The 21,348-nt window shown below is 70.6% G+C and carries 24 protein-coding genes; 6 read left to right on the top strand and 18 right to left on the bottom strand.

What is annotated here, in order from left to right:
* Positions 1–43 precede the first annotated feature (43 nt).
* The 4 genes from AB0K05_RS34115 to AB0K05_RS34100 all read right to left on the bottom strand — a co-directional run bounded on the left by AB0K05_RS34115 (position 44) and on the right by AB0K05_RS34100 (position 3,203).
* Positions 44–595, bottom strand: coding sequence for an NADH-quinone oxidoreductase subunit B (locus AB0K05_RS34115; RefSeq protein ID WP_148036371.1), 552 nt, complete (start codon positions 593–595; stop codon positions 44–46).
* A gap of 1 nt (position 596) precedes the next feature.
* Positions 597–992 (bottom strand): NADH-quinone oxidoreductase subunit A, encoded by a 396-nt coding sequence (locus tag AB0K05_RS34110; RefSeq protein WP_148036370.1) that lies wholly within the window; start codon positions 990–992, stop codon positions 597–599.
* 76 nt (positions 993–1,068) lie between these two features.
* Complete coding sequence (locus tag AB0K05_RS34105; RefSeq protein ID WP_364234693.1) at positions 1,069–2,325, bottom strand: geranylgeranyl reductase family protein; 1,257 nt, start codon at positions 2,323–2,325, stop codon at positions 1,069–1,071.
* A 149-nt stretch (positions 2,326–2,474) separates the two neighbouring features.
* On the bottom strand, positions 2,475–3,203 hold the full coding sequence (locus tag AB0K05_RS34100; protein WP_364234691.1) for a demethylmenaquinone methyltransferase: 729 nt from the start codon (positions 3,201–3,203) through the stop codon (positions 2,475–2,477).
* A gap of 78 nt (positions 3,204–3,281) precedes the next feature.
* Between AB0K05_RS34100 and AB0K05_RS34095 the strand changes: the two genes are divergently transcribed.
* A complete protein-coding gene (locus AB0K05_RS34095) occupies positions 3,282–4,487 on the top strand; it encodes a hypothetical protein (protein WP_364234689.1) in 1,206 nt (401 codons plus the stop codon).
* On the opposite strand, the gene AB0K05_RS34090 is transcribed toward AB0K05_RS34095, so the two are convergent.
* Positions 4,484–4,702, bottom strand: coding sequence for a DUF4229 domain-containing protein (locus tag AB0K05_RS34090; RefSeq protein WP_148036367.1), 219 nt, complete (start codon positions 4,700–4,702; stop codon positions 4,484–4,486). The two genes, AB0K05_RS34095 and AB0K05_RS34090, sit on opposite strands and share 4 nt — an antisense overlap.
* 257 nt (positions 4,703–4,959) lie before the next feature.
* Between AB0K05_RS34090 and AB0K05_RS34085 the strand changes: the two genes are divergently transcribed.
* Complete coding sequence (locus AB0K05_RS34085) at positions 4,960–5,181, top strand: BldC family transcriptional regulator (protein ID WP_026214226.1); 222 nt, start codon at positions 4,960–4,962, stop codon at positions 5,179–5,181.
* Positions 5,182–5,372: 191 nt separating this feature from the next.
* On the opposite strand, the gene AB0K05_RS34080 is transcribed toward AB0K05_RS34085, so the two are convergent.
* Positions 5,373–5,615 (bottom strand): hypothetical protein, encoded by a 243-nt coding sequence (locus AB0K05_RS34080; protein WP_148036366.1) that lies wholly within the window; start codon positions 5,613–5,615, stop codon positions 5,373–5,375.
* Between the two features lie 10 nt (positions 5,616–5,625).
* A complete protein-coding gene (locus AB0K05_RS34075; RefSeq protein WP_148036365.1) occupies positions 5,626–6,621 on the bottom strand; it encodes a hypothetical protein in 996 nt (331 codons plus the stop codon).
* 100 nt (positions 6,622–6,721) lie between these two features.
* Between AB0K05_RS34075 and AB0K05_RS34070 the strand changes: the two genes are divergently transcribed.
* Entirely contained in the window at positions 6,722–7,036 is a 315-nt protein-coding gene (locus AB0K05_RS34070) for a PLD nuclease N-terminal domain-containing protein (RefSeq protein ID WP_187281591.1), read from the top strand.
* A gap of 93 nt (positions 7,037–7,129) precedes the next feature.
* Here the strand turns inward: AB0K05_RS34070 and ccsA are convergent, their stop codons facing one another.
* Genes ccsA through AB0K05_RS34045 form a run of 5 tightly spaced genes read right to left on the bottom strand, consistent with a single transcriptional unit; the run spans position 7,130 to position 11,623 of the window.
* On the bottom strand, positions 7,130–8,098 hold the full coding sequence (gene ccsA / locus AB0K05_RS34065) for a cytochrome c biogenesis protein CcsA (RefSeq protein WP_364234686.1): 969 nt from the start codon (positions 8,096–8,098) through the stop codon (positions 7,130–7,132).
* Complete coding sequence (locus AB0K05_RS34060) at positions 8,088–9,644, bottom strand: cytochrome c biogenesis protein ResB (RefSeq protein ID WP_364234684.1); 1,557 nt, start codon at positions 9,642–9,644, stop codon at positions 8,088–8,090. Before AB0K05_RS34060 ends, ccsA begins: the two co-directional genes overlap by 11 nt.
* Complete coding sequence (locus AB0K05_RS34055) at positions 9,644–10,366, bottom strand: cytochrome c biogenesis protein CcdA (RefSeq protein WP_219544846.1); 723 nt, start codon at positions 10,364–10,366, stop codon at positions 9,644–9,646. Before AB0K05_RS34055 ends, AB0K05_RS34060 begins: the two co-directional genes overlap by 1 nt.
* Complete coding sequence (locus tag AB0K05_RS34050; protein WP_219544845.1) at positions 10,359–10,925, bottom strand: TlpA disulfide reductase family protein; 567 nt, start codon at positions 10,923–10,925, stop codon at positions 10,359–10,361. The genes AB0K05_RS34055 and AB0K05_RS34050 overlap by 8 nt, the downstream gene beginning before the upstream one ends.
* Positions 10,926–10,981: 56 nt before the next feature.
* Positions 10,982–11,623, bottom strand: coding sequence for a histidine phosphatase family protein (locus AB0K05_RS34045; protein WP_219544844.1), 642 nt, complete (start codon positions 11,621–11,623; stop codon positions 10,982–10,984).
* 91 nt (positions 11,624–11,714) lie between these two features.
* Between AB0K05_RS34045 and AB0K05_RS34040 the strand changes: the two genes are divergently transcribed.
* The gene (locus tag AB0K05_RS34040; RefSeq protein ID WP_364234679.1) at positions 11,715–12,575 is read left to right on the top strand and encodes a DMT family transporter; all 861 of its coding nucleotides are present in this window, start codon (positions 11,715–11,717) and stop codon (positions 12,573–12,575) included.
* On the opposite strand, the gene AB0K05_RS34035 is transcribed toward AB0K05_RS34040, so the two are convergent.
* On the bottom strand, positions 12,568–13,140 hold the full coding sequence (locus AB0K05_RS34035; protein WP_364234677.1) for a LysR substrate-binding domain-containing protein: 573 nt from the start codon (positions 13,138–13,140) through the stop codon (positions 12,568–12,570). The genes AB0K05_RS34040 and AB0K05_RS34035 overlap by 8 nt on opposite strands.
* Here AB0K05_RS34035 and AB0K05_RS34030 point away from each other — a divergent pair.
* Both AB0K05_RS34030 and AB0K05_RS34025 read left to right on the top strand, forming a co-directional pair.
* Positions 13,132–14,823, top strand: a complete 1,692-nt coding sequence (locus AB0K05_RS34030) for a fumarate reductase/succinate dehydrogenase flavoprotein subunit (protein ID WP_364234822.1) — start codon at positions 13,132–13,134, stop codon at positions 14,821–14,823. The genes AB0K05_RS34035 and AB0K05_RS34030 overlap by 9 nt on opposite strands.
* The gene (locus AB0K05_RS34025; protein WP_148029212.1) at positions 14,820–15,572 is read left to right on the top strand and encodes a succinate dehydrogenase/fumarate reductase iron-sulfur subunit; all 753 of its coding nucleotides are present in this window, start codon (positions 14,820–14,822) and stop codon (positions 15,570–15,572) included. The genes AB0K05_RS34030 and AB0K05_RS34025 overlap by 4 nt, the downstream gene beginning before the upstream one ends.
* 371 nt (positions 15,573–15,943) lie before the next feature.
* Here the strand turns inward: AB0K05_RS34025 and AB0K05_RS34020 are convergent, their stop codons facing one another.
* The 5 genes from AB0K05_RS34020 to AB0K05_RS34000 form a co-directional block, all read right to left on the bottom strand.
* Positions 15,944–17,314, bottom strand: coding sequence for a hypothetical protein (locus AB0K05_RS34020; protein WP_364234673.1), 1,371 nt, complete (start codon positions 17,312–17,314; stop codon positions 15,944–15,946).
* Positions 17,315–17,387: 73 nt separating this feature from the next.
* The gene (locus tag AB0K05_RS34015; RefSeq protein ID WP_364234671.1) at positions 17,388–19,175 is read right to left on the bottom strand and encodes a hypothetical protein; all 1,788 of its coding nucleotides are present in this window, start codon (positions 19,173–19,175) and stop codon (positions 17,388–17,390) included.
* A 64-nt stretch (positions 19,176–19,239) separates the two neighbouring features.
* Entirely contained in the window at positions 19,240–19,635 is a 396-nt protein-coding gene (locus AB0K05_RS34010; RefSeq protein WP_364234669.1) for a (deoxy)nucleoside triphosphate pyrophosphohydrolase, read from the bottom strand.
* Positions 19,632–20,723: an NlpC/P60 family protein gene (locus AB0K05_RS34005; protein ID WP_364234667.1), complete on the bottom strand. Its 1,092-nt coding sequence runs from the start codon at positions 20,721–20,723 to the stop codon at positions 19,632–19,634. Before AB0K05_RS34005 ends, AB0K05_RS34010 begins: the two co-directional genes overlap by 4 nt.
* Positions 20,720–21,346, bottom strand: a complete 627-nt coding sequence (locus AB0K05_RS34000) for a hypothetical protein (RefSeq protein ID WP_148029208.1) — start codon at positions 21,344–21,346, stop codon at positions 20,720–20,722. The genes AB0K05_RS34005 and AB0K05_RS34000 overlap by 4 nt, the downstream gene beginning before the upstream one ends.
* Positions 21,347–21,348: the final 2 nt, after the last annotated feature.

Genomic DNA, 21,348 nt, shown 5'->3' with positions numbered 1-21,348 from the left:
GGCACCTTCGCGTCGGGGACCTCGGGGAGGTTGTCGGGCGAAGTCACTTGGTCGCCCCCTGGTCGATCAGCGGCAGCGTACGGAGCGCCCGCAGTTCGAGGTCCTCGATCTGCTGGGCGCGGTGCGCGCCGAACTTCATGTTCTGGATCTTGTCGTGCAGCTTGACGATCGCGTCGATGAGCATCTCCGGCCGCGGCGGGCAGCCCGGCAGGTAGATGTCGACGGGCACGACGTGGTCGACGCCCTGGACGATCGCGTAGTTGTTGAACATGCCGCCGCTGGAGGCGCACACGCCCATCGCGATGACCCACTTGGGCTCGGCCATCTGGTCGTAGATCTGCCGCAGCACCGGCGCCATCTTCTGCGACACCCGGCCGGCGACGATCATCAGGTCGGCCTGCCGCGGAGTCGCCGAAGCGCGCTCCATGCCGAAGCGCGCGAGGTCGTAGTGGGAGGCGCCGGTGGCCATCAGCTCGATGGCGCAGCAGGCGAGGCCGAACGTGGCCGGCCACACCGAGTTCTTGCGTGCCCAGCCGGCGGCCTGCTCGACCGTGCTGAGGATGAACCCGCTGGGGAGTTTCTCTTCGAGTCCCATGTCAGTCCCACTCCAGACCCTTACGGCGCCATACGTACGCGTAGGCGACCAGGACGGTGACGATGAACAGCAGCATCTCCACGAGCGCGAACACGCCCAGGCCAGAGGCGATCACCTGGCCGGCGTCGTTGGTGAGCGGCGCGAACGAGACGGCCCACGGGTAGAGAAAGATGATCTCGATGTCGAAGACGATGAAGAGCATCGCCGTGACCATGTATTTCAGCGGGAACCGTCCGCCACCGACTGGCTGGGGCGTCGGCTCGATACCGCATTCGTACGCGTCGAGCTTGGCGCGGTTCCAGCGCTTGGGACCGGTGAAGGGAGCGATGGCGACCGAGAAGATCGCGAAGCCCCCCGCGAGAACGGCGAGCACCAGGATGGGCACGTAAAGGTCCATCGCTACGCCTCCTCTTGCGCCGCCACGCGCTCGGGCGCGCGGCGAGATCTAAGTGTTTGCCGGGTGAGTGTGGGAATCATGCTCGTGGCGCGACTTTCGAGAGTGCGTTGATGATCTTGTCTGACGCATCGCCTCGCCGGTCGGTGAGATTACCAAGGAGTTTGAGCGCGAAGCGCATCAGTCTGGGGTGGGGAAGCCCATGCCTGGTGCCGAAGCTCATCACACCCGGCCTCCCGATCGCTTCGACGAACACCCTGCCCAGGGTGAAGTAGCCGCCGTAGGCGTCCTTGAGCAGGCGCGGATAGTCGCGCAGCAGGCGTTCGCGCTGCGCGGGGGTGGTGCGGGGAGCGAGCGCGCGGGCGATGACCTCGGCGGCGATCTCGCCGGTCTCCATCGCGTAGGCGATGCCCTCGCCGTTGAACGGGTTGATCGACCCGCCGGAGTCGCCGACCAGGACGAGACCGCGGGTGTAGTGGGGCTGCCGGTTGAAGGCCATCGGGAGGGCGGCGCCGCGGATCGGGGCCGTCATGTTCTCCTCGGTGAAGCCCCACTCGGCGGGCATGGCCTTGCACCACCGCTTGAGCAGGTCGCGGTAGTCGATGTTGCCGAAGTGGGAGCTGGTGTTGAGCAGCCCGAGCCCCACGTTGGCGGTGCCGTCGCCGACGCCGAACACCCAGCCGTAGCCGGGCAGCAGCGTCTCCTCGTCCCACAGCTCCAGCCAGGTCTCGAGGTAGTCGTCGTCGTGGCGGGGACTCGTGAAGTAGGTGCGCACCGCCACGCCCATCGGGCGGTCCTCGCGCTTGTGCAGGCCCATGCCGAGGGCCAGGCGGGTGCTGTTGCCGTCGGCGGCCACCACCACACGGGCGCGGTAGGTCGCGCCGTCCTTGGTGGTCACGCCGGTGACGTGGCCGCTGCGGTCGTCGAGCACCGGGCCGGTGACGGTGACGCCCTGCATCAGGCGCGCGCCGGCCGCCTCCGCGTGGGCGGCGAGTATCTGGTCGAAGTCCTGGCGGGTGCGGACGAGGCCGAAGTCGGGGAAGCGCTCCAGCTGGGGCCAGTCGAGCTCGAACCGCAGGCCGCCGCCGACCACGCGCAGGCCCTTGTTCCTGACCCAGCCGGGGCCGTCGACGTCGACGCCCATGTTGAGCAGTTGCTTGACGGCGCGCGGGGTCAGGCCGTCGCCGCAGACCTTCTCCCTGGGGAACCGGGTCTTCTCCAGCACGAGCACGTCGAGGCCGGCCCGCGCGAGGTAGAAGGCGGTCGCGGAACCGGCGGGACCGGCGCCGACGACGATGACGTCGGCGTCAGCCTTGCGGGCTGCTGGCACGGTCACGGGCCTGGTCCTGTTCCTACAACGGGGTGTTATCCGGGCGTGGTCCTTTGTGAACCTCTTCACAAACTTTCCGGCCCGTCAGTCTAACCCTTTTCCAGGACAAAGTGGCAGCCGGGGGGCCTTCATGACCCAGTAGATCATGCCCGCCGTCACGCTTCCGGGACGGACGGCTTGAAGCCCCGGTGAATGGCCACGATGCCGCAGGTCAGGTTGCGCCAGGCGACGCGCCCCCAGCCGGCTTCCTGAATCGTACGCGCCAGCCTCCGCTGGTCGGGCCAGTCTCTGATCGACTCCGCCAGATACTCGTAGGAGTCGTCGTTGGAGCCGAACACCTGGGCGACCTTGGGCAGCAGCCTCATCAAATACTCGCGGTAGACCAGGTCCAGCACCGGCACGGTGACGTGGGAGAACTCCATGACCACCAGCCGTCCGCCCGGCCTGGTCACCCTGAGCATCTCGCGCAGCGCCTGGCCGGTGTCGTGCACGTTGCGCAGCGCGACCGAGATCGTCACCGCGTCGAACGAGTCGTCGGCGAACGGCAGCCGCATCGCGTCACCGGCGACGAACGGGATCCCCTCGCCGGCCAGCGCGTTGCCGCCGCGGCGCCGTACGCCCACCCGGAGCATGCCGAGCGAGAAGTCGGAGGCGATCGCCCGCGCGCCCAGCCCGGTGAAGGACTCGGTGGACATGCCCGTGCCGGCGCCGAGGTCGAGCACGACCTCGCCGGGACCGGCGTCGACGGCCTGGGCCACCGCCTTGCGCCACAGCCTGACCTGCCCGAGGGAGATCACGTCGTTGACCAGGTCGTAGCGCCGGGCGGTGCGGTCGAACATCGCCGCGACCTCCCCCGGCTTCTTGTCCAGTTGAGCGCGCGTCATGGAGTCAAGCCTATGGCCAACCCGACAATTGACGGAAAGTAGCCACGAGATTACTTACCGTCTGCTAAGAATTGCTGAATGCTTGCCCGAGTCGCCCTGGCGGCGATCATCGCAGCGGCCCCCACCGCGCATTCCGGCGTGGTCTCGGCCGACCCTGTCGACAGCACCCCTCACGTGCTCGACGGCATCGTCCACTCCATCACCGTCGTCGGCGGCACCGTCGTCGTCGGCGGCTCCTTCAGCGAGGTGGCCGACGCGTCCAGGACCGTGAGGTACGCACGCGACAACCTGTTCGCCTACGACCTGCGGACCGGCCGCGTGCTGACCGACTTCTCCCCCGATGTGGGAGGAACGGTCCACAGCCTGGCCCCCGGCCCCGACGGCACGGTCTACGTGGGCGGCGACTTCTCGGTCGTCGGCGCCACCCCGGCCCGCGCCCTGGCCCGGCTCGACCTGGCCACCGGACGGCCGCTGAAGTCCTTCAAGCCGCGCGTGTCCGGCGGCGCCGTCACCACGCTCGCGCTGCGCGGCTCCCACCTCTACGCGGGCGGCGACTTCACCCGCCCGCGTGCCGCCCTGGCCCGGCTGGACGCCGCCACCGGCGCGGTCGACGCGGACTTCGGCGTCGTCCCCGGCGAGCCGCTCACCAGGAAGGTCAGGGTGCACGCCCTGGCTCTGACCAAGGACCGGCTGGTGGTCGACGGCAACTTCACCACCCTCGACGGGCACTCGCGCCCGCAGCTCGGCGTCGTGGACGTGAGCCGCCCCGTGGCCAGGGTCGCCCCGTGGCGCACCGGCGTCTACACCGGCACGTGCATGGAGGCGTTCCCCTGGTACGTGCGCGGCCTGGACGTCTCACCGGACGGCCGCTACTTCGTGGTCGTCACCACCGGCGGCCCGCGCCGCGGCATGTGCGACACCGCCGCCCGGTTCGAGACGTACGCGAGCGGCAAGGACCTCGAACCCACCTGGACCAACAGCACCGGCGGCGACTCGCTCTACTCGGTGTCGGTCACCGGCGCGGCCGTGTACGTGGGCGGTCACCAGCGCTGGCTGAACAATCCGCAGGGCCGCGACTCCGCAGGTCCGGGGGCGGTGCCGCGCGAGGGCATCGGGGTCATTCATCCGCGCACCGGAAAGGCGCTGAGTTGGAATCCGGGCCGGGAGCGCGGGATCGGCGTGAAGGCGTTTTACGCGCATCCCACAGGACTACTTGTCGGTAGCGACACGACGAGACTCGGTGGGGAGTACCATGCCCGGATTGGCATGTTCCCTCTGCCCTAGTCGTCCTGCGGCTTGGGGCGGTCCAGCTTGTTGCTGAGGCGGGCGCTCACCGCGTCACGCTGCTTGGACAGCAGGACGAAGCTGGCGAATCCGCTGACCAGGAACGCGCCCCCGATCAGGAGCAGGGGGTGCTGCAGCCCAGTCAGCCACAACACGCCGAAGGCAATGACGAACAGGCCGATCCGCGAGGCGGTGTAAACGAGAACGGGATGCACGGTGTCGAGATTACTCGGCCCCTCGCACCGCTCGCTCTTCGCATCGGGCGCGAGCGCTGCTACTGTTCCCAGTTAGGGTGTTTCGTAAAGAAACACCCACGAGAGCCCCAAAGAGGCTCTATCATATAACAATCGGGCAGTCAGCTGATAACAACCCGTGATCTTTGTAGAAAACCACGGATAAATCAGGCTTCGCTCGACACACTAGTTACCTGTCCGCCCGCTGGCAGGAAGCGGGATGCGAGGGGGAGAGATTGGTGGAGAGTAGCAGCGAGCGTCTGCTGACCCCTGGAGAGGTTGCCGCCCTCTTCCGGGTAGACCCAAAGACGGTTACGCGCTGGGCTGCGGCAGGCCGCATCAGCAGTATCCGCACCCCCGGAGGGCACCGGCGTTTCCGCGAGTCGGAAGTGCACGCCCTTCTCCGAGGCGAGGACGTTCTTACGGCCGACAGGCCGGCAGGTGAGTCCCCGCGCGTCTGACGTGCCGTCTGGTCGGTGATCCTGCGAGCCAGGATCACCGAGACGGGACCTCGGTCCGCGTGCTCACTGGTCCAACCCGCGGCGAGCACGGTGAAAGGCGCCAACCGCCGATCGTGGCTGGCGCCTGCCAGGCCGCCGAGCCGCCCCCGCCCCGGCGAGACTTCCTGCCCACTCTCCCCACTCCGGCGGACTCAGGTCTCGTCCTGGTCCGCCTTGAACGCCAGGAACTCCCGCTCCAGCGCGTCGTTCTCCTCCACCCAGCGACGCCGGCGCTCGGCGGCCTCCTCCTCGGTCACCGACTCGGGCAGCCATTGGCCGTAGTCGGGGTCGTCCGGCCCGATCTCCACGAAGCCGTTGCCGATCAGACGCCCGTCCTCGCTGGCCAGGCTCCGCGGCACCCTCAGGGTGCCGTCAGCGAGCCGGATGACGTACATGGCCTACCACCTAGATTCCGTAGCGCCTGTTGAAGAACAGCATGACGTCGAGCGCCAGCCGCGTGTTGCCGCCGAGCATGTCCACCAGGGCCGGACGCTGGCGCGCGGCGATCGCGGCGAAGGCGTCGGCGAAGAACTCCTTGCGGCCCAGCCCGCCGCCCTGCCGGTGGAACGCGGACACCAGCAGCGGCTCCACCCGCTCGAACAGCGCCGCGAAGTCCGGCGAGTCGGAGACCCACTCGCCGAACGCCGAGTCGATGTCGTCGATGGCGTGCCCCACCTCGTGCATCATCACGTCGGGCGTCGGCGACGGCCGGTCACCCACCACGATCTTGCGCTCGCCGTACGCGCCCGCGCAGATGTCCCAGGTGGCACGGCCCGACGGCAGCGGCGCGCCGCGCAGATAGCCCATGTCGTCCAGGTCGGGAACGCCGCCGGGGCCGACGTAGATGCCTTCGAGGCCGGCGGCCAGCTTCTCCTTGAGCCGGTCGGGCAGCCTCGCCAGACTCTCCACGGCCCGGACCACCTCGGGGGGCGGCGGGCCCAGCCTGGCGTCCCACTGGCGGTGCAGGATCCGCTCCAGCTTGCCGCAGTGGCGCAGCCCGTCGCCCATCGGCGGCGCGTCGGGGCGGTTGGGCTGCGCCCGGGGTAAGGCGTCCAGGAGCTCGAAGTCGTGCCAGGTGTAGCGCGGCTCCTCGACGACCGCGGCGGACAGCCGCTCGCGTCCCTCCCAGCGGCGCGGCCGGTCCTTGTCACGGTCCTTCTCCGGACGGCGCGAGCGCTCGGGACGCTGGTCCTTCCCCGCGTGCCGGGACCGTTCCGGCTCCGCGGTGTCCCCCATGCCCGGCGGCCTGGCGTCGACCTCACGGGTACGGTTGCCGCGGCGGGCGGACCAGAACGAGCGCTCCGCCTCGGGTGGCGCCTCGGTGCGCCGGGAGAAGAGGTAGGACCCGCGCCGCCACCATCGGCCCCGCCGATGGCGTCCCTTGTCACTGGAAATGGCCATCGCACCTCTCGCCAGCCCGGGGGAACCGGGTTCCACGGTACGACGCAGATCTTCCTTAGTCATCCTGAATGGGACATCAGGTGGCACGATCGGTCTCAAGATGGCTTACAGTTCGGGCATGGCAGGTGTTCTAATCGGCCTGGCTCTTCTGGCCTTCTGGCTGTTCTCGTTGTTCGATGTCATCACGACCCCCGAGGAAGAGGTCCAGCAGTCCCCCAAAGCCGTGTGGTTGATCATCGTCGCCGCGGTCCCCATTGTCGGCGGCGTTTTCTGGATGATGCGCGGCCGTCCCAAGGCCGTCGTCGCGGCACGTCCGGTCGCCGGTGAGGCCGGGGTCATGCCCAAGGGCCCCGACGACGACCCCGACTTCCTGAAGGAGCTCGAGCGCCGCCTCCGCGGCGAGTCCGAGGCCTGACGGGCTCCCCCACACCCCCCGCCGACCCCCTCCGACCACAGAAGTGACACCCGGCGCCGCCACCGGGTGTCTTTCCGCTGCCCGCGGTACGCGTCAGCCGACGTCGGCGTAGCTGTGGAGCCCGGAGATGAAGATGTTCACGCCGAACAGGTTGAACAGCAGGCAGGCGAAGGCGACGAGCTGGACGATGGTCGCCTTGTTCCCGCGCCAGCCCGCCGTGACGCGGGCGTGGAGGTAGGCCGCGTAGCCGATCCAGGTGATGAACGACCAGACCTCCTTGGGGTCCCAGCCCCAGTAGCGGCCCCACGCCTTGTCCGCCCAGAGCGCGCCCGCGATGACGGCGAACGTCCACAGCGGGAACGCCACCACGATGGCCTTGTGCGCGACCTTCTCCAGGTCGTCCTTGGACGGCAGCCGCGACAGCCCGTCACCGCGGATCAGGTAGAGGACACCCGACGCCCCGGCCAGCACGAACATGCCGCTGGCCAGGATCGCGGCCGAGACGTGGATGGCGATCCAGTAGGAGTTGAGCGCCGGCACCACCGGCCCCGCCACCGTGTAGAACTTGAGCACGGCCAGCCCGAGCCCCAGCGCGGCCGAGACCATGACGAAGGCCCCGAGGAAGCGGATGTTCTGCCGCAGGTGGGCGACCAGGAACGCGGTCACGGCGGCGAAGCAGATGGCCACCACGAACTCGTACATGTTGCCCCACGGCCACCGGTCGACAGCCAGGCCGCGCGTGGCGATGGCGGTCAGGTTGGCGGCCCAGCCGAGCCAGGCGATCACCAGCGCGACCGTGCCGGCCTTGCGCGCCCAGGCCGGCGTCTCGGGCCCTTCGGCCACGGCTCCGCCTGACGCCTCCGCGATCTCTCCCGGGTGCGGCGTGTCGCCCTCGGCGCCCACGCCCACCGGAACGCGGGCGCCGCCCCGTACCTGGCGGGTCTCGGCGCGCGCCCGGCCGAACGCGAGCTCGACGGCGAACCCGATCATGGCTGCCAGGTAGAGCAGGACGGCGGCGACCACGAACAGGTCGCTCAGCTCTGCCAGTGTCTCAGCGGACATCCTTGTCTCCTGCTAGTTCCTTGACGATCTCGTCGAACTCCTCGGCGAACCCCGCCGCGGAGCCCTCGGTGCGGGTGAGCCCACCCACGTCGGCCCTGCCGTCCTTGACCCGCACCCACACCCGGCGGCGGCGGATCACGAGCGAGAACACGATGGCGATGGTGGCCGTGCCGGCCGCCAGCAGGGCCGGGAGCCGGCCGGGGTCGTAGGCGATCTGGAGCGTGATCCACTCCTTGACGCCGGTGAACTCCAGTTTGCCCGCCCCGCCGGGCAGCTCCAGCGACTTGCCCACGGCCAGCGGGTCGCCCGCCGCCTCGCCCATCACCAGCGGGTCGAGCTTCTTCATGATCTCGGGCGGGGCGAGCTCGTACACGGACTGCGGCACACCCGAGCGCAGCCCCAGGTCGCCGCTGAACGCGCCGAGAACCTGCACCTCCGGGACGACCGCGCCGGGGAAGGACGAGGCGTGACCGCCGTCCGTGAGCGGCGTGCTGGTCGGCAGGAAGCGCAGCAGGAACCCGAGCTGCGACGGCTGGGCGTCGGGCACCTTGACCACGCAGCCGGAGGTGAGCGTCGGCTTGTCCTCGATGAGGCACGGCACCGGCCCCTCGAAGGCGACCTGCCCCTCGCCGTCGGTGACCCGGAACTCGGGGGCGTAGCCGTGGCCGATGAGGTAAGTCTGGGTGCCGTTGACGTCGAGCGGCTCGTTGACCTTCAGCTCGTAGTCGCGGGCGGGCGCGCCCGGCGAGTCGTTGACCTTGAGATGGGCGGAGTAGTCGAGCTCCTGGCCCGAGTTGTCGCCGCCCACCTGGTAGGTCGCCTGGAAGTCGCTCAGCTCGAAGGCGAACGGCTCCAGCGACTCGGCGTTGACCCGCGGCCCCGGCATGTAGCGGTCGTAGGCGGCGACGGTGTTGGCGAACCCGTCGCCCTCGACCACGAGCACGTTGCCGCGGTAGCCGAACACGGAGCCGATGCCGACGGCCGCCAGCAGGCCGAGCAGCGCGACGTGGAAGAGCAGGTTGCCGGTCTCGCGCAGGTAGCCCTTCTCGGCGGCCACCCAGCCGTCTCCGGTAACCACCCGGAAACGCAGTTTGCGCAGCCGCCGGGCGGCCTCCTCGACGGTCAGGTCGCTCTCGAAGGCGGCGTGGTGGGGCAGCCGGGACAGGTTGCGCGGCGCGGCGGGCGGCTTGCGGCGCAGCTCGCGCAGGTAGGTGCCGGTGCGCGGGACGATGCAGCCGATCAGCGAGGTGAACAGCAGCAGGTAGATGGCGGCGAACCAGACGGAGCTGAAGACGTCGAAGAGCTGGAACCGGTCGTACCAGACGGCCAGGTCCGGGCTCTCGTCGTAGAGGCGCGCCACCTGGTCGGGCTCGACGCCGCGCTGCGGGATCAGTGAGCCGGGGATGCTGGCCAGCGCGAACAGGAACAGCAGGAGCAGCGCCGTCTTCATCGAGGTGAGCGTGCGCCAGGACCAGCGGAGCCAGCCCGCCGGGCCCAGCCCCGCCCGCTTCGGCTCCTGCTTCCGCTCCAGGTCGGAGACAGTCATCAGATCACCGGCCTGAATCCGCCGATGAGCCCTTGCATGGTCGCGATCATCTCTCCCCACAGGCCGGTGACCAGGGCCACCCCGACGGCCACCATCATGCCGCCGCCGATCCTGGTGATCAGCCGGGAGTGGCGGCGGATGGCGCGGAAGGTGCGCAGCGCCTTGCTGTAGGCCAGGGCGGCGACGACGAACGGCAGCCCGAGCCCCAGCGCGTAGGCGACGGCCAGCAGCGCGCCGCGCGAGGCGCTGCCCTCGTTCAGCCCGAGCGTGAGCACCACGGCCAGGGTGGGCCCGATGCACGGCGTCCAGCCGAGCCCGAACACCACACCGAGCAGCGGCGCCCCGGCGAGCCCCGCGGCGGGCAGCCTGTGGATGCGCACGTCGCGCATCAGCTGCGGGAAGACGCCCATGAAGGCCAGCCCGAGCAGGATCGTCAGCACACCGAGCACCCGCGTGATCAGGTCGGCGTTCACCAGCATGGCCTGGCCGAGCTGGCCGAACAGGGCGCCGCTGAGCACGAACACGGCCCCGAACCCGGCCACGAACAGCGTGGTGCCGAGCACCAGCCGCCCCCGCTTGGGATCGTCGCTCATGCCCGTCACGTACGAGAGATAGCCAGGGACCAGCGGCAGCACGCACGGCGACAGGAACGACACCAGCCCCGCCAGCAACGCGATCGGCACGGCCAGCAGCAGGGAGCCGGACGCGACGACGTCACTCATCGCGCACCTTGAGCACCGCGTTCTTCAGGTCGGTGTAGCGGACCGCGCCGAGCGCCCTGGCCGCGATCCGGCCCTGCTTGTCGATGATGAGCGTGGACGGGATGGCGGCGGGCGGCACCGTGCCCTGGAAGGCCAGGGCGACCTTGCCCGGCTGGTCGTAGATGCTCGGGTAACCCGTGCCCTCGGTGCGTTCGAAGGCCAGCGCGTCGGCCTTGCGGTCCTTGAAGTCGACGCCGATGAACTCCACGCCGCCGGCCTTGGTCTCGGCCGCGACCTCCTTGAGCACCGGGGCTTCGGCCCGGCAGGGCGCGCACCAGGACGCCCAGAAGTTGATCACGACGACCTTGCCCTTGTGCGCGGCCAGCGAGGCGGTGCCGCCGTCGAGGGTCGGGCCCTCGACCGCCGGCGCCGGCTTGCGGTCGGCGGCCTCGAACACCTGCATCTTCCCGTCGCCCGCGACGAATCGCGTGTCGCCCGCCTGCGGTTGCCCGCTCTGACTGCCGGCGCATCCCGTCACCAGAACGGCGAGGAGGACCAGGGAGATTGACTTGGCGCGCACGGGAGGAAGATCTCCTTGTACTACAAGCGGTAGAGCTTGCAACTCTACCGGCGCGGTCAGGCGCCCGGCACGCTGGGGCCCCTGTCGATCGACCCGGCAGGCTCGCTGTAGCCGACGCTGACGAGCCGGTCGCCCTCGAACGTGAACGAGGTCAGGCTGGCCAGGGCGCACTGCCTGCGTCTCGGGTCGTGCCAGAGCCTGCGCCGGCCCTCCGCCGCCATCCGGACGGCCCAGATGGGCAGCTGGTGGCTGACCATGACGACCTCGTGGCCGCGCCCCGCCTCCCTGGCGTCGTCGATGGCCGTGCGCATGCGCGCGACGATCACCGGATAGGGCTCGCCCCAGGAAGGACGCATCGGGTTCCAGAAGTAGCGGTAGTTGCGCGGGCTGCGCAGGATCTGCAGCCCTTGCCCGACGGCCCGGCCTTCGAGCAGGTTGCCGGCCTCCAGCAGCCGCTCCTCGATGATCACCTCAAGCCCGTGGGCGGCCGCGACGGGGGCCGCGGTCTCGCGGGCGCGCTCCAGCGGCGAGCTGTAGACGGCCACGATGTCGCGCCCGGACACCGCCTTGGCGACGGTCTTGGCCATCAGCTCGCCCGTCTCGGACAGGTGGTAGCCCGGCAGCCTGCCGTAGAGAATGCCGCCGGGATTGTGCACCTCACCGTGGCGCAGCAGGTGGACGACGGTGGTTTCAGCCATGGTGGCCTCAGCTTATCCGCTCGGCGGTCCCTGATCGCCAGGGCTGATCGCCACCGGAGTAAAGTCGGGGCCTCCCGGAAGGAGCCGCCGATTGGATCCTCTGGCTCTGGTTCTCGTCCTGGTCGCGGCCGTCGCGCACGCGTCGTGGAACCTCCTGAGCAAGAAGGCCGCGCACGTCGACGGCCTGGTGTTCGTCTGGCTCGTGGCGGCGGCAGGCGCGGTGGTGTGGAGCCCGCTGTTCGCCGGGTTCCTGCTGGTGGCGCGGCCCCGGGTGGGGTGGGCTGACCTGGCGGTGATCGCGGTCAGCACCGCGATCCACATGACGTACTTCCTGCTGCTGCAGCGGGGGTACGGCAGCGGCGACCTGTCGATCGTCTACCCGGTGGCGCGCGGCACAGGGCCGATGCTGGCGAGCCTGGTGGCGGTGCTGTTCCTGGGCGAGCGGCCGACGCCGGTGGGGATCGCCGGGATCCTCCTGGTGGGCGCCGGGGTGTTCCTGATGAGCGGGCGCGCCGGCGGGGCGGACCTGAAGGGGCTGGCGTTCGGGCTGGCCACCGGGGTGTTCATCGCCGCCTACACGGTGTGGGACTCGCGGGTGGTGAGCACCTTCGCGGTGGCGCCGATCCTGCTCAACTACCTGGGCGAGGTGGGGCGCATGATCGTGCTGGCCCCTTTCGTGCTGCGCGGGCGGAGGCGGGCGCTGATGGCGGCGGCCTGGCGGGCGCACCGGGGCACGATCGTGACGGCGGCGGTGCTCATCTTCGTGTCCTACCTGCTGGTGCTGGTGGCGTTCACCAGGGCGCCGGTGAGCCTGGTCGCGCCGGCGCGCGAGATCAGCGTGCTGATCGCGGTCGTGCTGGGCGGGCGGCTGCTCGCCGAGGACGGGCTGCGCCACCGCCTGCTGGCCGCGGGCGTGATCGTCGGCGGCGTGGTGGCCATCGCGCTCAGCTGATCCAGCCGTCCTGCGCGGTTTCGCCCGCCCGTACGAGAGCGTCGACCGTCGCCCTGATGGCGGGGCGGCGGGCGGCGTCGCTGCGCCAGAGCGCGTAGATCCGGCGGGTCTGGCGCGGCAGCAGGGGGACCAGCCGGACGCCCGCCGGCACCGGGTCGCGGCCCAGGCGCGGCACGATCGCGCAGCCGAGCCCGGCCGCGACCAGCGCGAGCTGGGTGGGGTACTCGTCGGCCATGGAGGCGATCTCCGGCTCCAGCTCGGCGCTGCGCAGCGTGAACACCAGCCAGTCGTGGCAGATGGTGCCGGGCGAGGAGCTGATCCACCGCTCGCCGCAGAGCGCGGACAGCTGGATCTCCCGTTCGCCGGCCAGCGGGTGGTTTACGGGGAGCGCCACGTCGGCGATGTCCTCGAGCAGCGTCTTCCTGGAAAGACCGTCGGGGATGGGCATCGGCCGGTTGAGCCAGTCCTGCACGACCACCAGGTCGAGCTCTCCCCTGGCGACCTCGCGGACCACCCGTTCAGGCTCGCGCTCGTACAGCTGCACCGACAGGTCGTGATGGTGCACTTCCGCGACACCATGCGGGGCGGCAAGTTCCTCAACAACTGGCGGATGGCCGAGCTGCACGCGAAGGAGGCGCCGGACCGGGTCTGGGAGCTGGAGGCCTGGGGAGCGCTCTTCGACCGCACCAAGGACGGCAAGATCAGCCAGCGCAACTTCGGCGGCCACGAGTATCCCCGCCTGGCGCACGTCGGCGACCGCACCGGCCTGGAGATGATCCGCACGCTCCAGCAGCGCGTGGTGGCCCTCCAGCAGGAGGACCACGAGCAGCACGGCGACTACGAGGCCTACATCAAGGTCTTCCAGGAATGTACGGTCACGCGCCTGCTCAAGGACGGCGACCGGATCTCCGGGGCGTTCGGCTACTGGCGCGAGACCGGCAGCTTCGTCCTCTTCGACGCGCCCGCCGTGGTGCTGGCCACCGGCGGCATCGGCAAGTCCTACGTGGTCACCTCGAACTCCTGGGAGTACACCGGTGACGGTCACGCCCTGGCCCTGCTGGCCGGCGCGAACCTCATCAACATGGAGTTCATCCAGTTCCACCCCACCGGGATGGTCTGGCCGCCCTCCGTGCGCGGCATCCTCGTCACCGAGTCGGTCCGCGGCGACGGCGGCGTGCTGCGCAACTCCGAGGGCGAGCGTTTCATGTTCAAGTACATCCCCGAGGTGTTCAAGGACAAGTACGCCACCACCGAGGAGGAGGGCGACCGCTGGTACACCGACCAGGCCAACAACCGCCGGCCTCCGGAGCTGCTCCCCCGTGACGAGGTGGCCAGGGCCATCAACGCCGAGGTGAAGGCGGGCCGCGGGTCCCCGCAGGGCGGCGTCTACCTGGACGTGTCCACCCGCCTCCCGGCCGAGGAGATCAAGCGGCGGCTGCCGTCGATGCACCACCAGTTCAAGGAGCTGGCCGACGTCGACATCACCGCCGAGCCCATGCAGGTGGGCCCGACCTGCCACTACATCATGGGCGGCGTCGAGGTCGACGCCGACACCGGCGGCGCGTCCGTACCCGGGCTGTTCGCGGCCGGCGAGGTGTCCGGCGGCATGCACGGCTCCAACCGGCTCGGCGGCAACTCGCTGTCGGACCTGCTGGTGTTCGGCCGGCGCGCGGGCGCCGGCGCCGCGGCCTACGTGGACGCGCTGCCCGCCCGGCCCAAGGTGGCCCAGGAGCAGGTGGACGCGGCCCGCACCGAGGCGCTGGCGCCGCTCGAGCGCTCCAGCGGCGAGAACCCGTACGAAGTGCACCACGAGCTCCAGCGGACCATGAACGAGCTGGCCGGCATCATCCGCAAGGCCGAGGAGCTCACCGAGGCGCTGGAGGTCGTGGAGAAGCTCAAGGAGCGCGTGCAGCTCGTCGGCGCGGGCGGCTCGCGCATCTACAACCCCGGCTGGCACCTCGCGCTCGACCTGCGCAACATGGTCCTCGTGTCGGAGTGCGTGGCCAAGGCCGCGCTGATGCGCGAGGAGAGCCGCGGCGGCCACACCCGCGACGACCACCCGGGCATGCGGCCGGAGTGGCGGCGCAAGCTGCTGGTCTGCTCCACCGAGGACGGCGGGTCCATCACGGTCGAAGAACAGGAGCAGCCCGCGATGCGGGACGACCTGATCACTCTGTTCGACCGCGACGAGCTGAGCAAGTACCTCACCGACGACGAGATGGACGAGTTCGACAGGATCGCGAAATGAGTTACAAGGCGAAGTTCAGGATCTGGCGCGGTGAGAGCGGCGAGGGCAAGCTCGAGGACTTCACCGTCGAGGTGAACGAAGGCGAGGTCGTCCTCGACATCATCCACCGGCTCCAGGCGACCCAGGCCCCCGACCTGGCCGTGCGCTGGAACTGCAAGGCCGGCAAGTGCGGCTCCTGCTCGGTGGAGATCAACGGCAAGCCGCGGCTGAGCTGCATGACCCGCATGTCGACCTTCGCCGAGGACGAGACGATCACGGTGACGCCGATGCGCACCTTCCCCGTCATCAAGGACCTCGTCACCGACGTCTCGTACAACTACCAGAAGGCCAGGGAGGTGCCGTCCTTCACGCCCCCGGAGGGCGTGCGGCCGGGCGAGTACCGGATGCAGCAGGTCGATGTCGAGCGGTCCCAGGAGTTCCGCAAGTGCATCGAGTGCTTCATGTGCAACAACGTCTGCCACGTGGTCCGCGACCACGAGGAGAACAAGCCGGCCTTCTCCGGGCCCCGGTTCCTGATGCGGATCGCCGAGCTGGACATGCACCCGTACGACGTCGCGGACCGCAAGGAGTCGGCCCAGGAGGACCACGGGCTCGGCTACTGCAACATCACCAAGTGCTGCACCGAGGTGTGCCCCGAGCACATCAAGATCACGGACAACGCGCTGATCCCGATGAAGGAGCGCGTCGCCGACCGCAAGTACGACCCGCTGGTCTGGCTCGGCAGCAAGATCTTCAAACGCGCCAAGTAACACCCTCGGAAACGCGGCGGGCCCTCGTTCCCGCCGCGTTTCCCATCTCCAGCACCGTCCTGCCGGCAGGCACCCGGAACACGCCGTACCCGCTGGGAACAGGCGCTCCGCCGGAAACGAGCCGCGCTCACCGCGAACAACCTCTGCGCCGGAAACACGGCCTGTTCACGGCGAACGAGCCCCCACCGAGAGCACTCCTCGCTGGGCGAGAACGGACGCGCTCGCCCGAAACCGGCGCTAAGCCCGAAACCCGCCTTGCTCGCCGGGAAACGCCGCGCTCACCGCGAAAGAGCCTCCGCCGAGAACACGCTCTGCTCGCTGTGAACGGACACGCTCGGCCCGGAACGCGCAGTGCTCGCCGCAGGCGCGTGTCAGCGGGGGTGGCGTCCGCGCTCGTCCGGACCGTGATCGTCGTCGGGGAAGCGCTGCACGATCGTACGATCGAGGTCGGACGGCGGGTTGCCTGTCGTCCGCGGGCCGAACCAGGGCTCGGAGTCGCCGGACTCCGCAGCCGAGGCCGGGCCCAGAGGCCGATCCGGGGTGTCCTCGTACGGGGCCGCGCCGCCCGGCGGGATGTCGGAGGACGGCGGCTCCGGCGCGATCAACGGCTCGAACGGCGCCCGGAGTTGCTCCCTCTCCGCCTCACCCGGCTGGTGACCATACGATTCCCTGGTCGCCTCACCCGGCTGGTGACCCGACGAGTCCCTGCCCGCCTCACCCGGCTGGCGACCGTACGCGTCCTCGCCCGGCTGGTGACCCGACGACGGCGGCTCGCCCGGCTGGTGACTGTACGAGCCGTACTGGTCGGGAGCCAGGACGACCGGACCCTGCTCGGGCATGGGGGCGGGCGCGGCGTGGGGGGCGTTCGGGTCGTGGTAGACCGCGCCGTACTGGACCTGCCCGCTCGGGAACGTCTGGACGGGCACGAAGCTGATGATCGGCGCGTACGCGGTGCCGCCAGGGTAGCCGGGGGCCGCGACGCCCGCGGTGGCGTAGCCGGGCCCCGCCGGGTAGCCCTCGGCCTGGTGCGGGTACGGGCCGGGCTGCTGAGGATAGGCCCCGGGGTAGGCCCCGGCCTGCGGACCGGCCTTGCGCACGGCCGCGGCGTGAGCCATCCGGCGCAGCCGCCCCTCGAAGATCAGCACCGCGAACAACGCCAGCAGCACCATGATCAGCGCCGGGATGCTGAGCCGCTGGGTGAGGCTGCGCTGGTCGTACTCCGGCGCCGCGTTGCGCACCTCCAGCTGCACCGTGTCGCTCTCGACGGAGGCGGCGTCGGTGGAGAGCGCGGGTGTCGGGGTGTCGGTGCCGGCCACGGTGGGCATCTGCACCGACTCTTCGGCCGACGACGTGACGGGGTCCGGCACCTCCTGCGGCGTCTCCTCCGGCAGTTGCTGCGGCGGCGGGGCCACCGACTGCGTGACCGGCGCCGGGTCGGGGGCCTTGGTCGTCTTGGTCTTCGTCGGCTCGGGAGCCTTGGTCGTCTTGGTGGGCTTCGCGGTGACCGTCTTGGTGATCGTGGTCTCGGGCTGCTCCGGCTCCGGGGTCGGGGTCGGGAGCGTGGTGGTGATCGTCACGGTGGTCTGCGGCGGGCACTCCTGCCCGACGTCACACGGCTCCACCGGGTCCAGCGCCGTAGCCGAAGCCGTCGCGCCCGCGCCGACGAACGGGATGACCCCGATGCCGGTTAACCCGATAGCGAGCACCATGGCGGAGACGGCCGTCGCTCGTTTGCGTGCCACCTGTGCCCTCCGCGATTGGCGAATCCACGGTCAAGGGAATACTAGTCGGGTCAAAGGAACAGTAAAGACGGATCTAGAATACCTTTCTCCGCATACGCCGGGCCTGTGCCTTGGCGACTGCCCAGAGTCCCACGAGCAACACCCCGATCCCGCCCGCCACGTACGGCAACCCGCCGACCCCGGCCAGCGGATTCGTCCTCTCCGCGGCCCGTACACTCACCTGCGCCCCGTCGACGGTCCTCGGCAGCGGCGCCCCGGGAACCACCTCCTGCGCGGCCTCGACCGGCGGTGGAGCGACCTCGGGCAGCTTCACCTCGCCATGCTGATGCGTCCGATCCGGAGTCGCGGGCCACTCGCCCGCCCCGTCCTCCAGCGAAGGCTCCTCAAGCTCGCCCCCCCACCCGTGCTCCTCCGCGCCCTTACCGGCCTCACGCCCGCGCTCCTCCGCGCCCTTACCGATCTCACGCCCGTACTCTTCCGCGCCCTTACCGGCCTCACGCCCGTGCTCCTCCTGGCCCTTCCCCGCCTCACGCCCGCGCTCTCCCCAGCCCTTACCGGCCCGCCCGTGCTCCTCCCGGGCCTTACCGGCCTCAGGCCGTCCGGACCGGTCACGCGACTCCACCGCCTTCGCACCGCCCCGCTGGTCCCCAGGCTGACGCGCCGACTCGGCGTCGTTCACCCGGCCAGACTCGACCGGGCGGTCCAGGTCCCCGAGTTCACGCGCCGACTCCGCGCCAGGCGCCCCCCGGCCAGGCTCCCGCTCACTTCGCCCGGCCGCGCGATCCTCCCGAGCCCCAGGCTGACGCGCCGGCCCGGCCATATGCGCTCGATCCGGCTCCGCCGCGCGGCCCAAGCCCTCGGGAGCACGCGCCGACTCGTCGTCAGGCACCTCCCAGCCGATCTCCCACGCACCTCGCCCGGCCGCGCCGTCTTCCCCGCCCTCAGGCTGACGCGCCGACCCGGCGTCACGCGCTCCACCGAACTCGGCCGCGCGACCGAAACCTTCACGGTCACGCACGCGACGAGGCTCGGCCACGTGACCTTCGCGGTCACGCACGTGACCAGGCTCGCCCACGTGACCCTCGCGGTCACGCGCCGACCTCTCCCAGCCAGTCCCCCGCTCAGGTCGCCAGGCCGCCCTGTCCTCCCCGTACTCGGGCCGGCGCGCCGGCTCGGCGGCGCGCATCCGCCGCCGGTCGCCGGGCCACTCCTGCCACGTCTCGCGCCGCGCGCGCTCGCCCGCCTCCCAGCGGCCGAACTCCCGCTCTTCGACGGCGCGCGGGTCCCGCGACTCATCCCACGGGTCCGGGACGGGGGCCGCGGGGCCGTTCATGGTGGAGGATTCATCGGCGACGGAAGTGGTGGCGGTGCGCAGGATGGTCGTCAGGCCGCCGTCCCCCTCACGCAGCCGGGCCACCGCCGCCACCTCCACCTCCTCGGCGCCCGACGGCACGGACAGCACCACCTGTACGGCCTTCTCCGACGAGACGTCCCCCAAGTGGCACGCCTGCGCCCCGGGCACCGCCACCCCATCGGGCGCGGTCAGCGCGCGGGCGGCCAGCGCCCGGGCGGTGATCTCCGCGCCCCCGGGGTCGGGCGTGTCGGGTGGAGGGACATGACGAGCACAGGACAGCCCGGTGAGCGAGTGCACGGGCGTCGCCGCCACCGCCAGGCTCGCGTCCTCGGCCATGCCGCTCAGCCGCACCTCGTACCGGAGCACGTCGCCTGTCCTGATCCACCTGACCATGCCGGCGGGATCATCCACCCGTTCCAGCACCATGGCCACGCCCGCCGCTGCCGCGGGCACGACCGGGGCCGCCACCAGGGCCAGGACCCCGGCCACCATCCAGCCACGGTTCATCGTGACGCCTCCCCGACATGACGAAATAACGCTTAGTAATCGTTATGTCACTGAGAGCGACGTCTCAACCCTGTGCGAGGAGTTTCTCCACCGCCTCCATCAGAGGCAGGTCCGCCGCCAGCCAGGCCACGTCGTAGTACTCCCCGGGTTCCAGCCACCGCAACGCCAGATGCTCACGGGCCTGCGGCGTGCCCGAGGCGACGCGGGCCAGCCAGGCGCGCATCACGTAGCCGCCGGTGGACAGCGGCCAGTCGCCGCCCACCCGCTCGCCCACCTCGATCTCCACGCCGAGCTCCTCGCGGCACTCCCGGACGAGGGCCTCGATCTCGCCCTCCCCGGGATCCACCTTCCCGCCGGGGAACTCCCACCCGCCCATCAGCGCCGGCGGCTCGGCCCGCTGCGCGGCCAGCACCCGACCGCCCGGCCCGACGATCACCGCGGCCACCACGATCACCGTCATAGCGCGGGATCCCCCAGCTTGGCGAGCTGGCCCTGCACGTCGGGGTTCTGCAGCGGCCGGGTGAAGCCCACGATCTTGTCGCGGCCCTCGTAACTGGTCACCTTGATCGGCCCGCACAGGCGGCAGCGCGCCTCCACCATCTTGCCCTTCGACACGACCAGCCCGACGTGCCCCGGCCGATCCGGTCCCGTGCCCGGCCCCGAGTCGAAGAACACCAGGTCGCCCGGCTGCTCGTCGCCCTGCTGGATCTTCACCCCGAACGGCCACTGCCCGAACGTGGTGCGCGGGATCGACAGCCCGGCGTGCCGGTACGCGGCGTAGATGATGCCCGAGCAGTCGAACGCGTCCGGCCCGGTGCCGCCCCAGAGGTACGGCTTGCCGCGCTGGTCCAGCGCGAAGCCGAGAATCTTGGCCACCACGTCGCTGGGCGCGGCCTCGACCAGCGGCTCGTCACACGCGTCGTCAGCCTCCGGCGGCACCTCGACCTCCCCGGACTCGGCGTACTTGCGGGCGATCTCCTCGACCTGGTCGACGTACCACCAGGCGCGGTTGTAGACGAACAGCGCCCGCCGCACGTTCTCCGGGGCGCCGTTGCGCTTGAGCATCTTGGCCGCCCCGAGGATCGCGTCGGCCGGGTTGTAGACGTCGCCGACGCCGTCACCGTCGCCGTCGGAGGCGTAGCCGTTGAACCGCGACGACACCGGGATCCTGGCCTTGCCGCCCCACGTGCTGATCAGGAACTGCATCGGCCCGGCCGCCCCGGCGTAGTTGGTGCCGCTCTTCACCCCCGGCAGGGTGGACCGGCCATGATCGGTCTCACGCTTGCCCACGGCGGCCAGGATCGTCCACTGGACCCCTAATTTCTCCCCGTGCTCCTTGTACAGCTTCAGGTATTCGGACGGGATGTCGGCGGCGGCCGAGTCGGACGCCTCCTGCACGCCGGCGCCGTCGTCGGTGCAGTCGGGCAGTTCGCCGCCGGAGCCGATGATCGAGGGGATCGAGGTCATCAGCATCGGCGAGATGATGGCCAGGAGCAGCACGAGCGCCCCGGCGACGACGGCCGCGACGACGGCCCGGGTCCGGTTCACCCCTGGGTGTCCCCCTCCTGGCCCTCGCTCGCCGGCTGGAGGTCGAACACGCGCCAGTCGGAGCCGAGCTGGCTGACCGTGACCGCGTAGTCCCCTGACAGTTGCCGGGTGCCGCTCTTCGCGGTGATCTGCTGCGTTCCGGAGACCACGAACACGATGGACGCCTTCTCGATCTGCCTGATTTCCCGGAGTTTCGCCGTGGCCGTGGAGACCACCTGGTCGGCGCGGTTCTGCTCCACGGTGCCGGGCGAGGTGAGGGTACGGGCGAGCACGTTGCCCAGGTCGGCCGTGGTGTAGCGGCGCACCCGGGCCGCGTACGCGGCCGGATCCTCGTCATGGCGGAACGTCGCGTACTCGGCCGTGAACCGCTCGGCCAGATCGGCGGCGGCGGCCAGTTGCTCCTTCGACATGGGCAGGTAGGCGTAGACGTCGAACGGCGCGCCGCTGGCGGTCGCCAGCGGCGTGGCCGGGATGACGGGCGAGGTGGTGATACGGGGCGCGGCCCGCTCCTCGGCGGCGGGCTCGCGGGAGTCCGGCCACATGGTCAGGTAGAGGCCGACGGCGGCGACCACCACCACGATGGCGGCGAAGACCAGCCCTCGCCTGTCACCCGGCTGCGCCACGG

The sequence above is a fragment of the Nonomuraea sp. NPDC049486 genome (assembly GCF_040676925.1).
GTDB classification, from domain to species: domain Bacteria; phylum Actinomycetota; class Actinomycetes; order Streptosporangiales; family Streptosporangiaceae; genus Nonomuraea; species Nonomuraea ferruginea.
Note: the sequence above shows the minus strand (reverse complement) of the source record. Positions and strands in the feature narration are given on the sequence as shown.